General features: G+C 39.2%; 16 protein-coding genes. All 16 read left to right on the top strand.

Annotation, left to right across the window (positions count from 1 at the left end; genetic code table 11):
* Positions 1-300: 300 nt before the first annotated feature.
* Positions 301-861 carry a transcription factor FapR gene (gene fapR, locus TP70_RS08625; RefSeq protein ID WP_044361006.1) on the top strand — a complete coding sequence of 187 codons (561 nt, stop codon included), beginning with the start codon at positions 301-303 and terminating at the stop codon, positions 859-861.
* Position 862: 1 nt separating this feature from the next.
* On the top strand, positions 863-1,849 hold the full coding sequence (plsX, locus tag TP70_RS08620; RefSeq protein ID WP_044361005.1) for a phosphate acyltransferase PlsX: 987 nt from the start codon (positions 863-865) through the stop codon (positions 1,847-1,849).
* Positions 1,842-2,768 (top strand): ACP S-malonyltransferase, encoded by a 927-nt coding sequence (gene fabD / locus TP70_RS08615; RefSeq protein WP_044361003.1) that lies wholly within the window; start codon positions 1,842-1,844, stop codon positions 2,766-2,768. The genes plsX and fabD overlap by 8 nt, the downstream gene beginning before the upstream one ends.
* Entirely contained in the window at positions 2,761-3,498 is a 738-nt protein-coding gene (gene fabG, locus TP70_RS08610) for a 3-oxoacyl-[acyl-carrier-protein] reductase (RefSeq protein WP_044361002.1), read from the top strand. Before fabD ends, fabG begins: the two co-directional genes overlap by 8 nt.
* Before the next feature lie 184 nt (positions 3,499-3,682).
* Positions 3,683-3,916, top strand: a complete 234-nt coding sequence (locus tag TP70_RS08605; RefSeq protein ID WP_044361001.1) for an acyl carrier protein — start codon at positions 3,683-3,685, stop codon at positions 3,914-3,916.
* A 187-nt stretch (positions 3,917-4,103) separates the two neighbouring features.
* On the top strand, positions 4,104-4,775 hold the full coding sequence (gene rnc, locus TP70_RS08600; protein ID WP_044361018.1) for a ribonuclease III: 672 nt from the start codon (positions 4,104-4,106) through the stop codon (positions 4,773-4,775).
* A 3-nt stretch (positions 4,776-4,778) separates the two neighbouring features.
* Positions 4,779-8,348: a chromosome segregation protein SMC gene (gene smc / locus TP70_RS08595; RefSeq protein WP_044361000.1), complete on the top strand. Its 3,570-nt coding sequence runs from the start codon at positions 4,779-4,781 to the stop codon at positions 8,346-8,348.
* Position 8,349: 1 nt separating this feature from the next.
* A complete protein-coding gene (ftsY, locus tag TP70_RS08590; protein ID WP_044360998.1) occupies positions 8,350-9,564 on the top strand; it encodes a signal recognition particle-docking protein FtsY in 1,215 nt (404 codons plus the stop codon).
* Positions 9,551-9,883 carry a putative DNA-binding protein gene (locus TP70_RS08585; RefSeq protein ID WP_044360997.1) on the top strand — a complete coding sequence of 111 codons (333 nt, stop codon included), beginning with the start codon at positions 9,551-9,553 and terminating at the stop codon, positions 9,881-9,883. The genes ftsY and TP70_RS08585 overlap by 14 nt, the downstream gene beginning before the upstream one ends.
* 13 nt (positions 9,884-9,896) lie before the next feature.
* Positions 9,897-11,264: a signal recognition particle protein gene (ffh, locus tag TP70_RS08580; RefSeq protein ID WP_044360996.1), complete on the top strand. Its 1,368-nt coding sequence runs from the start codon at positions 9,897-9,899 to the stop codon at positions 11,262-11,264.
* A 131-nt stretch (positions 11,265-11,395) separates the two neighbouring features.
* Positions 11,396-11,671, top strand: a complete 276-nt coding sequence (gene rpsP / locus TP70_RS08575; protein WP_044360994.1) for a 30S ribosomal protein S16 — start codon at positions 11,396-11,398, stop codon at positions 11,669-11,671.
* Positions 11,672-11,767: 96 nt separating this feature from the next.
* Positions 11,768-12,271 carry a ribosome maturation factor RimM gene (rimM, locus tag TP70_RS08570; protein ID WP_044360993.1) on the top strand — a complete coding sequence of 168 codons (504 nt, stop codon included), beginning with the start codon at positions 11,768-11,770 and terminating at the stop codon, positions 12,269-12,271.
* A complete protein-coding gene (trmD, locus tag TP70_RS08565; protein ID WP_044360992.1) occupies positions 12,268-12,990 on the top strand; it encodes a tRNA (guanosine(37)-N1)-methyltransferase TrmD in 723 nt (240 codons plus the stop codon). The genes rimM and trmD overlap by 4 nt, the downstream gene beginning before the upstream one ends.
* Positions 12,991-13,106: 116 nt before the next feature.
* Positions 13,107-13,457 (top strand): 50S ribosomal protein L19, encoded by a 351-nt coding sequence (gene rplS / locus TP70_RS08560; RefSeq protein ID WP_044360991.1) that lies wholly within the window; start codon positions 13,107-13,109, stop codon positions 13,455-13,457.
* Between the two features lie 358 nt (positions 13,458-13,815).
* Entirely contained in the window at positions 13,816-14,169 is a 354-nt protein-coding gene (locus TP70_RS08555; protein WP_044360990.1) for a spr1630 family ClpXP-sensitive toxin, read from the top strand.
* A complete protein-coding gene (locus tag TP70_RS08550; RefSeq protein WP_044360989.1) occupies positions 14,126-14,575 on the top strand; it encodes a hypothetical protein in 450 nt (149 codons plus the stop codon). The genes TP70_RS08555 and TP70_RS08550 overlap by 44 nt, the downstream gene beginning before the upstream one ends.
* Positions 14,576-14,589: the final 14 nt, after the last annotated feature.

Here is a 14,589-nt window from a genome sequence, read left to right as displayed (position 1 = left end):
TACAGGCTCACATTGCCTTAACTCCTCCTATGACACCATCATAGTGGGAGTTAATTATTTAGTTAATGGTCTTTTTTTTAAGTGTCCTTGACATGGGGTCCACTTTAATTACTGTTATTGTAGTGCCCCCTTTTTATCGTGGTGGCAGTTTATATGCTTTTTACCGAGTGGCATTCGTGGCAATAAATGTCTTAAAAATAGCGTCGTATCAAACATTAAATTATTTTGAAGATAGGAAAGAACATGTTAAAATGTACAAGAACCAATTAAGACTTGGTACTAAATATTGGTGGCGATGAAGTGAAAAGAAATAAAAATGAAAGACGTAAGTTAATAGAACAGACGATTCAACAAAATCCATTTATAACCGATCAAGCATTGAGTGAGATGTATGATGTCAGCATTCAAACGATTCGACTTGATCGTAATCAACTACATATTCCAGAGTTACGTGAACGTGTGAAGCGTGTAGCGACTGAGCAATACGAACAGATCAGTTCACTTGAAAATCAAGATATCATCGGTGATATTGTAGCGTTAGAACCTAATCGTTCTGCCAAGTCTTTGTTAACGATATCACCTCAAGATGTTTTTACACGTAATAATATCGCACGTGGACATATCGTGTTTGCACAGGCAAATTCACTCTGCGTGGCGATGGTTAAGCACGGTTTTGTGCTCACGAAAGAAAGTCATATTCACTTTGTAAAGCCAGTACATTTAGGAGATAGTGTCGTGGCAGAAGCAAAAGTGGAATATCATGATGACAAATATTATGAAATGACGGTTATTTCCTATGTAGGAGAAGCCAAAGTTTTTGAAGGATTATTCAAAATGTACTATATAAGTGAGGATGAATAAGATGGTAAAAATAGCTGTAGATATGATGGGTGGCGACGATGCACCGCAAATCGTTTTAGAAGCAGTTGAAAAAGCGGTGAATGATTTTGAAGACTTAGAAATTCTTTTATTTGGCGATGAAGCACAATATACATTAAATCACCCACGTATTACATTCCGTCCAACGACAGAAATGATTACGATGGAAGACGAGCCCGTACGTGCGATTAAACGTAAAAAGGATAGTTCCATGGTACGTGCGGCTGAAGCTGTAAAAAATGGCGAAGCACAAGGGTGTGTCTCAGCAGGTAATACCGGTGCATTGATGTCAGCGGGATTATTCGTTGTCGGACGTTTACCGGGCGTTGCGAGACCAGCACTTGTGGCGACAATACCGAGCGTTAGCGGGAAAGGTGTCGTCCTTTTAGATCTTGGTGCGAATGCAGATGCCAAAGCGGAACATTTGTATCAAAATGCGGTGTTAGGACATGTTTATGCGAAAAAATTACGCGGTATAGAAAATCCTAAAGTCGCGTTATTAAATATCGGTACTGAAGATCAAAAAGGAAATAGTTTAACGAAAGCAGCTTTTAAATTAATGAAAGATACGCAACAATTTAACTTTGTCGGTAATATTGAAGCGAAATCTATTATGGAAGATGAAGCGGATGTTATCGTTACAGATGGTTTTACAGGCAACATGATTTTGAAAAATTTAGAAGGTGTTGCGAAGTCATTCGGTAAAATCCTAAAAAATGACTTGTTATCAAGCATGAAAAACAAGCTCGCAGCATTGATAATGAAGAAAGACCTTAAAGGTATTGCGAAACAACTGGATTACTCTGAATACGGTGGTTCTGTACTACTCGGTCTAGACGGTGTCGTTGTAAAAGCCCACGGTAGCTCAAGTGCTAAAGCGTTTTATTCAGCGATACGTCAAGCTAAAACCGCTTGTGAAACACAAATTGTAGAAAATATGCGTGAAATGGTAGGTGAACAGAGTGAGTAAAATTGCTTTTATGTTTCCGGGACAAGGGGCTCAAAAACTAGGCATGGCACATGATCTTTACACAGATGATGCCGCTGCGAAAGCTTTGCTTGATTCAGCTCAAGCGAACGTTGACTTCGATCTCCTTGAAACGATGTTTGAAGATCCACAAGGTGTTTTAGGCCAAACTGAAAATACACAACCTGCTTTGTTGGCGCATAGTGCCGCACTTTACACAGCAATGGGGCAGCCGACTGCGGATTATGTAATTGGTCATAGTCTCGGCGAATATTCAAGTCTTGTAGCAAATGGTGTTTTGAAATTTGAAGATGCGATCAAAATCGTTCGCCGTCGTGGTGAGTTAATGGCGCAAGCTTTTCCAAGTGGTGTAGGTAGCATGGCGGCTGTACTTGGCTTGTCACTTGATGAAGTACGTGCGATTTGTGCAGAAATTTCGACGGAAGATGCGATTGTTGAACCGGCAAATATTAACTGTCCTGGTCAAATCGTCGTATCGGGTCATGCGACAGCGATTGCACAACTCGTAGAAAACGGGAAAGCTTTAGGTGCGAAACGTGTCTTACCATTACAAGTATCTGGCCCGTTCCACGCGTCAATGATGCAAGTCATTGAAGACGACTTTGCCGCATACATTGACCAATTTGAATGGCATGATGCACAAGTACCTGTCGTACAAAATTATCATGCACAAGGTGAAACATCAGCGGAAACAATTAAGCAACATATGATTAAACAACTTTACTCACCTGTACAATTTATCGACTCAATTGAATGGTTGATTGACCAAGGTGTAACACACTTTGTAGAAATTGGTCCAAACAAAGTTTTATCCGGGCTTGTTAAGAAAATTAATAGAGATGTTCAAATAACTTCGATTCAAACACTCGAAGACGTAAAGGAATGGATGACGAATGACTAAAGTAGCACTAGTAACGGGCGCGTCACGTGGTATTGGCCGTAGTATCGCATTACAATTAGCTGACGAAGGCTATAACGTAGTAGTAAACTATGCAGGTAACAAAGAGAAAGCAGAAGCTGTAGTTGCTGAGATTCAAGCAAAAGGTTTAGAAAGTATGGCAATCCAAGCAAACGTTGCGAACGGTGACGAAGTAAAAGCAATGATTAAAGACGTTGTAAAAACTTTTGGCTCTATTGATGTTCTTGTAAACAATGCGGGTATTACTCGTGACAACTTATTAATGCGTATGAAAGAACATGAATGGGATGATGTTGTCGACACAAACTTAAAAGGTGTGTTCAACTGTATTCAAAAAGTAACACCACAAATGTTGAAACAACGTCACGGTCGTATTATTAACTTAACGAGTGTTGTTGGTGCAGTCGGTAACCCTGGACAAATTAACTATGTAGCATCAAAAGCGGGCGTTATCGGTATGACAAAAACGGCTGCGCGTGAACTTGCATCACGTAACATTACAGTGAATGCTGTTGCACCGGGCTTTATCGTTTCTGATATGACGGACGCATTGAGCGATGAGTTAAAAGAAACGATGAAAGGGCAAATTCCACTTGGTCGTTTCGGTCAAGATACAGACATCGCACATACGGTTGCCTTTTTAGCGTCAGACAATGCAAGTTATATCACTGGTCAAACGATTCACGTAAACGGTGGAATGCACATGGAATAATGCTTTCATATAGCGTGAACCATGCTATAATATAAAGGAAGTGCCTTGTGTTTTAACAAATGGTGTAGTGGGTTGTATTTCTGGCTATATCATGGCAAAATATAACAGTCGAGTATGATAACTTATGCGTATCACTACAGTCGACCAAGGGCAATCCTTGAACTTTTAAAGGAGGTGACAGACTGTGGAAAACTTCGATAAAGTAAAAGACATCATCGTTGACCGTTTAGGCGTAGATGCTGATAAGGTCACTGAAGGTGCATCATTCAAAGATGATTTAGGTGCAGACTCTCTTGACATTGCAGAATTAGTAATGGAATTAGAAGACGAATTCGGTACAGAAATTCCGGATGAGGAAGCAGAAAAAATCAATACAGTAGGCGACGCTGTTAATTTCATTAATACACTTGAAAAATAATTATTTTCATCTGAGCCGATCTTGTCGGCTCAGATTTTTTACTAATATATTTAATTTGAGTGATTACTCTCGTTTACATAGCGATAGATAGAAAAATAAGTACAGCACAATAAAGGAGGCGTTGTATGTGGCTAAAGTAAACAAAGCGACATTAGTTAATGATTTTAGAGAAAAGTTTGACCGAAAAATGAAAGAACTTGGATTACCTTATGATAATATTGATATTTATCAACAAGCTTTTTCGCATTCTAGCTTTATTAATGATTTTAATATGGCACGATTAATGCACAATGAGCGTTTAGAGTTTTTAGGCGACGCGGTATTAGAATTGACGGTATCACGCTACTTATACGATCAATATCCTCATCTGCCGGAGGGGAATTTGACGAAAATGCGTGCGACAATTGTGTGTGAACCCTCACTTGTAATATTTGCGACGAATATCAATATGAATCCGCTTATTTTATTAGGTAATGGCGAAGAAAAAACAGGCGGTCGAACACGTCCGGCACTTGTATCGGATGCGTTTGAAGCGTTTGTAGGGGCCCTTTATTTAGATCAAGGGTTAGATGTTGTGCGCCAGTTTGCAGAACGCGTTATCTTCCCGTATATCGAAGGCGATACATTAATGGGTGTTGTTGATTTTAAAACGAAATTACAAGAATACATTCATCAGTATCATTTAGGGCAGTTAACGTATCGAGTTGTGAAGGAAGAAGGTCCAGCACACAACAAGCAATTCACATCCGAAGTGTTACTCGACAATAAAGCGATTGCGCTTGGTCAAGGTAGAACGAAGAAAGAATCAGAACAAAAGGCAGCAGAACAGGCCTATGTAAAAATGACGAATAAGGAGTAAAGTATGGTGTATTTAAAGTCTATTGATGCATACGGTTTTAAATCTTTTGCTGAGCCAACGCAAATCCAATTTGATAAAGGTGTGACGGCGATTGTCGGCCCAAACGGTAGTGGGAAAAGTAACATTACTGATGCAATCAAATGGGTACTTGGTGAGCAATCGGCCCGTTCGTTGCGTGGAAGTAAAATGGAGGACATTATTTTCTCGGGTGCAAAACATCGCAATGCGCAAAACTATGCTGAAGTACAACTGAAGCTAGATAATAAAAAGCGATTGTTAAACGTTGATACAGATGAAGTGGTTGTAACACGTAGACTGTATCGTAGTGGGGAAAGTGCGTATTACTTAAATAATGAACAGCAACGTTTAAAAGATATTACTGAACTATTTTTAGATTCTGGATTAGGTAAAGAAGCATTTAGCATTATTTCGCAAGGACGTGTGGATGAAGTACTGAATGCAAAGCCGGTCGATCGTCGACAAATTATCGAAGAATCTGCAGGTGTATTGAAATATAAAAAACGTAAAGCGGCGTCACTCGATAAGCTTCAGCAAACGGAAGATAATTTAACACGTGTAGAAGATATTTTAAGTGACTTAGAAGAGCGTGTAGAGCCTTTAAAAGAAGAGGCTGCTATTGCAAAAGAATATGAGACGCTGTCTGAAATATTGCAAGAAAGTGATGTTTGTGTCACAGTGCATGATATTGATACGTATAAAACACAAATTGCACAGCATGATGATGAATTGAACAAGCTGAAAAGCGAGCAAGAACGGGTACAAAGTAAAAAGAATCATATTACGCGAACGATTAAAACGACGAAAGGTGAACGCTTTGAAGTTGATGGGCAGTTAGAACAACTGAATGCACAGCTTATTGAAGCGACGGAACAAGTTGAAAAACTAACAGGGCAATATCATTTAATTGAAGAACGTCAAAAAAACCAATCACAAACGAATGCGCGTATTGAAGAAGAACAAGCAGATATTTTAGCGCAACAGACAAAAGCGCAAGAAGAGTTGGCGGAAGTACAAGCACAATATGCTGCATTGAAAAAGCAAAAACAAGCTTTGACACAAGAAGTACAAACGTTAGAAACAGCATTGCATCAAGCACAATCGGCAACCGATGAAGATGTTGAACAACTGAAAGATCAGTACTATCAATTGATGACTGAGCAATCAGATATTAATAACGAAATTCGCTTTTTATCACGCACGTTAGCCGAACATCAAAAGAAGCAATCGCGTTTGGACTCACGCATGACAGAGGCGTATGCCAAAATGGAAGAAGCGACGCAACAACTGAAGCGTATTGAAACAGAGCAACATGAGAAACAGCAACAATTGGATAGTGTCACAACACGCAGTAAAGAAACGGAACAAGCGTTGACAGATGTGAAGCAAGTTCAGTCAGAATCTGAAGAAAAATTGCATCAAGCGTATCGCTACAACGATAAGTTGAAGTCACGTATTGAAGGTATGAAGTTGCGAGAAGATGACCTTAGCTTTTTCTATCAAGGTGTAAAAGCCGTACTAAAAGCAACGGACACATTGAAAGACATTCACGGTGCAGTCGCACAAAAAATTGATGTGCCATCACAGTATACGATAGCGATTGAAACAGCGTTAGGTGCGAGCATGCAACACGTCATTGCAACAGACGAAGCAGCAGCACGCCAAGCGATTCAATATTTAAAAACGAAACGACTAGGACGTGCGACATTTTTACCGTTATCGGTCATTCAAGCAAAACATATAGATGCTTATTTGATTCAAAAGGCACAGCAACACCCTGGATTTATTGCGGTCGCCAATGATGTTGTTAAGACTGACAAAACGTATCAGCATGTGATTGATCATTTGTTAGGCCGTATTTTGATTGTGGATGAACTGAAACACGCCAATGAAGTGGCACAAAGTATTGGTTATAAGGTACGTATTGTGACGCTAGACGGAGATGTTGTGAATCCGGGTGGCTCAATGACCGGCGGTGGTACGGCACAACGCCAATCATTGTTACGTCAAAAAGACGAAGTGCAACAACTCGAGGCACAACTGGCAGACTATCAAGCCAAAACGCAAGAACTAGAGCAGTTTTGTATGGCTAAGAAAGATGAGCAAACGCAACTGAGTGATGAATATGTTAAGTTGCAACAACAATACAATCACTTGAAACATGCGTTACATGACTTGGACTTAGAACATGATCGTTACAATGAAGTGGTAGAACGTCTGAAAAATGAACATGAAGCGTTTGAGTTTGAAAAAAATGACGGCTATCAAAGTGATAAAGGTCAAGCAACACTTGAAGCGCATGAACAACGTAAAGCTGACATTGCGAAACAACTTGAATCACTGGATATGCAAATTAAACAATTGACGACCGAGAGTAAGGAAGGTAAGGCGCAATTGGCAGATTGCCAACAGCAGCTGCATCAGAAACAATCTGACTTGGCAGTGGTTAATGAACGCCTTCGTACACAACGTCAATCGGAGGACCGCTTACAACAGACACTTAAACAACTTGCGGAACAACAACAGAAGTTGGAAGCACAATTGGCATTGGTTAACTCTGATGAAGTGAATGACGAATCAACGTTAACGAACTTGCAAACAACAATTGATACAGCGCAACAACAAAAAGTAGCGTTGGTTGAAGAACAAGATGTGTTGCGTACGAAACGTCAGTCGATAGAACAATTGATTGAAACGAATGAGCATGCGTTAGAAGAGACGCACCAACACATTCTAGCACTCGAAAATCAATATCAAGAGATCAAAGGGGCGCAATCACGTTTAGACGTCTTGATTGATCACGCATTGGATCACTTGTCGTCTCGCTACCACATGACATACGAACATGCAGCGGCAACGTACCCACTTGGCGAACAAGATATTGAAGCGCTAAGACAAAAAGTGAAGCTCACACAGATGTCGATTGATGAACTGGGTCCGGTGAATATGAACGCGGTTGCGCAGTATGAAGAAGTGAATACACGTTTTACGTTCTTGAGCGAGCAACGAGATGATTTGCGTGAAGCGAAGACGACGCTTGAGCAGCTAATTGATGAGATGGATCAAGAAGTAGTCGCACGTTTCAGTGAGACGTTCCATGCCATTCAAGGTCATTTTTCAGAAGTGTTCCAAACACTTTTTGGTGGTGGACAAGCGGAACTTATTTTGACGGAGAATGACTATTTAACAGCCGGTGTGGACATTAAAGTGCAACCACCAGGGAAGAAATTACAGCATTTGTCACTGCTTAGCGGTGGCGAACGTGCGTTGAGTGCCATTGCGCTATTATTTGCAATGTTAAAAGTGCGCTCTGCACCGTTTGTTATTTTGGATGAAGTGGAAGCGGCACTTGATGAAGCGAACGTGATACGTTATGCGTCGTATTTAAAAACATTATCTGAAGCGACACAATTTATCGTTATTACCCATCGAAAAGGTACAATGGAGATGTGTGATAGATTGTATGGTGTGACGATGCAAGAGCTAGGTGTTTCAAAACTAGTCAGTGTGAATTTGAATACAATTGATGAAGTGATGAAGGAGGAGCAAGAGTAACATGAGCTTTTTTAAACGATTAAAAGATAAGTTTGCAAAATCTGAAGAAGTAACGCACAAAGAAGAGGCGACGGAAACGCAACCGACGTCGCCTTCAGAAGATGACATACAGCATGGTGAAGCAGAAACACAACCACAACCGAAACAAACAACAGAACCAGATTGGTCGAATCAAGATTTTGACGATGATTTAATTTCGATTGAAGAATTTGAAGAACTTGAGTCACAAAAAATTGGGGCGAAATTCCGTGATGGACTTGAAAAATCACGAGAAAACTTCCAAAACCAACTTAATAATTTACTTGCACATTATCGTAAAGTAGATGAAGATTTCTTCGAGGCATTGGAAGAAATGTTAATTCAAGCAGACGTTGGTTTTAACACTGTAATGGAGCTTGTTGATGAACTACGCATGGAAGCGAAACGTCGCAACATTACAGAAACAGTCGACCTTCGTGAGGCAATTGTTGAAAAAATCGTTGAAATTTATCATCAAGAAGATGACAAATCAGAAGAGATGGACATTCAAGATGGCCGCTTAAACGTTATTTTAATGGTCGGTGTTAACGGTGTTGGTAAAACGACAACTATCGGTAAATTGGCACACCGCTATAAAGCACAAGGTAAAAAAGTGATGTTAGCAGCCGGTGATACATTCCGTGCCGGTGCGATTGATCAGCTTGAAGTATGGGGCGAACGTGTCGGTGTAGAAGTCATCCGCCAAGGTGAAGGTGCAGATCCAGCAGCTGTCATGTATGATGCGATGAACGCAGCGAAAAACAAAGGTGTCGATATTTTAATTTGTGATACAGCGGGTCGTTTACAAAATAAGCAAAACTTGATGAACGAACTTGAAAAAGTCAAACGTGTCATTGGTCGTGCATTACCAGAAGCACCGCATGAAGTGTTATTATGTCTTGATGCAACAACAGGACAAAACGCTTTAGCACAAGCAAGAGCATTTAAAGAAGTTACAGATGTGACAGGGATCGTTTTAACGAAACTTGACGGTACAGCTAAAGGTGGTATCGTATTAGCCATCCGTAACGAAATGCACATTCCAGTAAAATATGTTGGACTGGGCGAACAGTTGGACGACTTACAACCATTTAATGCAGAAAGCTACGTCTATGGTTTATTTGCAGATATGATTGAAGAGAACGTTGCGGATGACGCGCAACAAGCAGACGAGGCGTCAACAGATGAAAGAGAATGATTTAATTAAAACGTTACGCATGAACTACTTGTATGATTTTTATCAATCATTACTCACTGAGAAACAACGTAATTATTTGCGTTTATACTATTTGGAAGACTACGCATTAAGTGAAATTGCAGATACATTTGATGTGAGTCGCCAAGCCGTGTATGATAACATAAGAAGAACGGGCGAGCTTGTAGAAGATTATGAAGAAAAGCTCGGGTTATACCGTCGTTTCACGCGCCGACAAGAACTTTATCGTGCGATGCGTGAACATATAGATGAACCAGAAACATTGAATCGTTATATACAAGAATTGGAAGAATTAGAATAAGGAGGGTCACTTTATGGCGTTTGAAGGATTATCCGATCGTTTACAAGCGACAATGCAGAAAATCAAAGGTAAGGGTAAAGTGACTGAAGCTGACATCAAAACAATGATGCGCGAAGTACGTCTTGCATTACTTGAAGCGGACGTTAACTTTAAAGTCGTAAAAAACTTTGTCAAAACAGTTTCAGATCGTGCACTCGGCTCGGATGTTATGAAATCATTAACACCGGGACAACAAGTGATTAAAATTGTACAAGAAGAATTGACAACACTGATGGGTGGCGACAATAGTGCGATTACTATGGCGAAGAAGCCACCAACTGTTGTGATGATGGTCGGTTTGCAAGGGGCAGGTAAAACAACAACAGTGGGTAAGTTAGCATTATTAATGCGTAAAAAATATAATAAAAAACCGTTGCTCGTTGCTGCAGATATTTATCGTCCAGCTGCGATTAAACAATTGCAAACAGTTGGTAAGCAAATTGACATCCCTGTCTACACAGAGGGCGATCAAGTCAAACCGCAACAAATCGTTGAAAATGCGTTAAAACATGCAAAAGAAGAACATTTAGACTTTGTCATTATCGATACAGCAGGTCGTTTACACATTGATGAAGCGTTAATGGGCGAACTGCAAGAAGTGAAAGAAATTGCGAAGCCGAATGAAATTATGCTTGTTGTCGATGCGATGACAGGTCAAGATGCCGTAAATGTTGCAGAATCATTTGACCAACAACTCGATGTGACAGGTGTTACATTAACAAAACTTGACGGGGATACACGTGGTGGTGCAGCACTCTCAATTCGCGCCGTAACGCAAAAACCAATCAAGTTTGTCGGTATGAGTGAAAAGCTGGACGGTTTAGAATTATTCCACCCAGAGCGTATGGCATCTCGTATTTTAGGTATGGGCGATGTTTTAAGCTTAATCGAAAAAGCACAACAAGATGTCGATGAAGAAAAAGCAAAAGACCTCGAGAAAAAAATGCGTACATCGTCATTTACACTCGATGACTTTTTAGAACAACTCGATCAAGTGAAAAACTTAGGACCGTTGGATGACATTATGAAAATGATTCCAGGTATGAACAAAGTAAAAGGCTTGGATCAATTGAATATGAGCGACAAACAGATCGACCATATTAAAGCAATTATCCAATCCATGACATTAGATGAGCGTGAACATCCAGAAAAGCTAAACGTTTCAAGAAAAAGACGTATTGCAAAAGGATCAGGTCGTTCATTACAAGAAGTGAATCGCTTATTGAAACAATTTAATGATATGAAAAAAATGATGAAACAATTTACAGGTGGCGGCAAAGGCAAAAAAGGTCGTCAAGGTCAACTTCAAAACATGTTAAAAGGTATGAACTTGCCGTTTTAACACGTGTATCTAGCAGTTTGTATAAGAAAAAATAAAAGGTAAAGTATTTTCTCTTTACAAAGTGTCTGTTACCTGTTATTATTGTTTCTTGTAGATAACAAAACTTATGACTTTGAAGGAGAGAATTATAAATGGCAGTAAAAATTCGTTTAACACGTTTAGGTTCAAAAAGAAATCCATTCTACCGTATCGTAGTAGCTGATGCACGTTCACCACGTGACGGTCGTATCATCGAACAAATCGGTACTTACAACCCATCAGCAGTAAATGCACCAGAAGTAAAAATCGACGAAGCATTAGCTTTAAAATGGTTAAAAGACGGTGCGAAACCAACTGATACAGTTCACAACATCTTATCACGTGAAGGTATCTTAAAAACATTTGATGAACAAAAACGTTCAAAATAATACGAACAACACGTTACAGTGGGACAAATCAAAAGCAGGTTTTGTCTCACTGTTTTTATTAGAGCGCATAGCAACACAAGTAAGGAGGTCATCGTTGTGAAGATTGAAGTCGGCACAATTGTAAATACACACGGCATCAAAGGCGAAGTGAAAGTGAAGTCAAACTCAGACTTTACAGATGTTCGTTTTCAGCCAGGCGAAGTACTTCAAGCGACATTAAATGGTAAGACGACTGAGTTAACAGTCAGAAGCTATCGTATGCACAAAGGCTTGCATATGTTAACGTTTGAAGGCATTCATAATATTAATGATATTGAACATTTAAAAGGCGCAAAATTAACACAAGAACGCGATCATGAAGCAATTACGCTAGAAGAAAATGAATTTTATTACTCAGACATTATTGGCTGTACCGTGTTTAACGGAGACGAAGCGATTGGTCGTGTCACAGAAATATTTGAAACAGGGGCAAATGATGTATGGGTCGTCAAAGGCGAAAAAGAACATTTGATTCCGTACATTGCAGATGTTGTCCAATCTGTTGATGTTGACGCGCGTAAAATCGTCATCACACCGATGGAAGGATTGTTAAGTGAATGAGAATTGACTATTTAACACTATTTCCAGAAATGTTTGAAGGTGTCTTAAACCAGTCTATTTTAAAACGTGCACGTGACAAAGGGCAGTTGACGACACGCACCGTTAACTTTAGAGATTATGCGAACAACAAGCATAATCAGGTGGATGACTATCCATTCGGTGGCGGTCAAGGTATGGTACTAAAACCAGAACCCATTTTTAATGCGATGCGTGATGTTGAGACAACACCAGAGACACGGGTTATTTTAATGACACCACAAGGGCAACCGTTTAACCAAAAGTTAGCCGAGTCGTTAGCCGAAGCGGAGCACTTAGTCTTTATTTGCGGTCACTATGAAGGCTACGATGAGCGTATACGTGAACATCTCGTGACGGATGAAGTATCAGTGGGCGACTACGTGCTAACAGGTGGTGAGTTGCCAGCCATGGTTATGACAGACGCTGTCGTACGCCTGTTACCAGATGTGTTAGGCAACCAAGTGTCACACGAAGACGACTCGTTCTCAAGTGGCTTGCTTGAATATCCACAATATACACGCCCAAGATCATTTGAAGGACATGACGTACCTGATGTGTTGTTATCAGGGAATCACGCACATATTGAAAAATGGCGATACGAACAAGCATTGTATCGAACATTTCAGAAACGCCCAGATTTATTAGAAACGTATCCACTGACTGAAGAAGATAAAAAAATAATCGAACGTTTCAAAAGATGATTGAATTATAATACGATGTATGCTACTATATTTTAAGTGTGAAAGCACAAATAACACTATGATCCGCTGCTATTTATTGTCGAGGCAAGAACATAGTTTGAAGGAGAGAATAAATAATGACAAACCACAAATTAATCGAAGCAGTAACACAATCACAATTACGTGATGATATCCCATCATTCCGTCCGGGTGACACTTTACGTGTACACGTACGTATCGTCGAAGGAACTCGCGAACGTATCCAAGTATTCGAAGGTGTTGTAATCAAACGTCGTGGTGGCGGTATTTCAGAAACTTTCACAGTTCGTAAAATTTCTTCAGGTGTTGGTGTTGAACGTACATTCCCAGTACACACACCAAAAATCGAGAAAATCGAAGTGAAACGCCGTGGTAAAGTACGTCGTGCGAAACTTTACTACCTACGTAGCTTACGTGGTAAAGCAGCACGTATCCAAGAAATTCGTTAATCCAGTTGTCCCATTAACGGTCGACACTGATAATAAAGCCGTCTTAGCATGTGATTATCATATGTTAGGGCGGTTTTTTAGGTTGAATAAATATGTTAAAAACCCCACAAAGATGGTATCTACTAATGAACTGTAATCTATTTTGCTATCTCAAACAATGAATATCACAGAATTAAAACAACGAGCATATAATATGCTTATATACGTTGCATAACTTATTATTTATGATGTGTTAAATATGAAAGCAATCTAAGTCGCTTCTGAAACTCACTTTAAAAAAATATAAAAAAATACTTTCTTTTTTTAGAGAATGAAGTATAATTAATCTCAAACAATAGGTTAAAAGGATGGGATTATTATGAACGAGTTTTCACTACCAACTGAGTTGAACCAATTGATTGTAGATGGGATTTTGAATGGCTATAAAGAATATCTTGAAGAACGCCGTGCTAAAAAAGAAAAATATATAGTAAGTACAGGATTTTCATGGTCAAAGGCAAATATTATTGATACATATGTAGCTAAAGCATGTTCTGAATTTGAAGGTGTTTCATATAAAGTAGATAAAGCAGGCTATACGTGGGAGTATGTTCAATTTACTTTAAAACACGCTCAAGAAAGCTTTCTCTTTATTGTTAAGAATAGTTGGGGAATTGATAGAACATTCAATGGAAAAATTGATAAAAACAAAAAAAGAAGGTTATTTATATGAGTATGCAGGTATAAATAACTCAATTGTTAATAGTAAATCTTTAAAAACATTGCCAGCAAACAGAAGTGTACAATTAGAGTTTCGCTTGTCAGAAGAAGAGGAATTTGAGAAAAGTATTGATGATCAAAATTTAAAACACTATAATCGATTTTATGTAGTTGTGTATGAATTTGATGCACAATCTAAAATGATTAGTAAAATTGCATTAACACTGCCTGATCAACAGAATATGCGTTTGATTGAAGTTGCAGATTTAACACATCTCATAGAGGAGAGTACCTCTAGAATTACATTGGATGAACTTGATGTGGTGAAAAATGATAAAGTTCCAGCAAGTACATTTGTAGATGATAATCAATTATTTGGTTATGAGATTGCTGCTGAAGATCAAAAAGATTCTAACTAAGAGCCGAAATAAAA

This window comes from Staphylococcus microti (assembly GCF_000934465.1).
GTDB lineage: Bacteria > Bacillota > Bacilli > Staphylococcales > Staphylococcaceae > Staphylococcus > Staphylococcus microti.
Note: the sequence above shows the minus strand (reverse complement) of the source record. Positions and strands in the feature narration are given on the sequence as shown.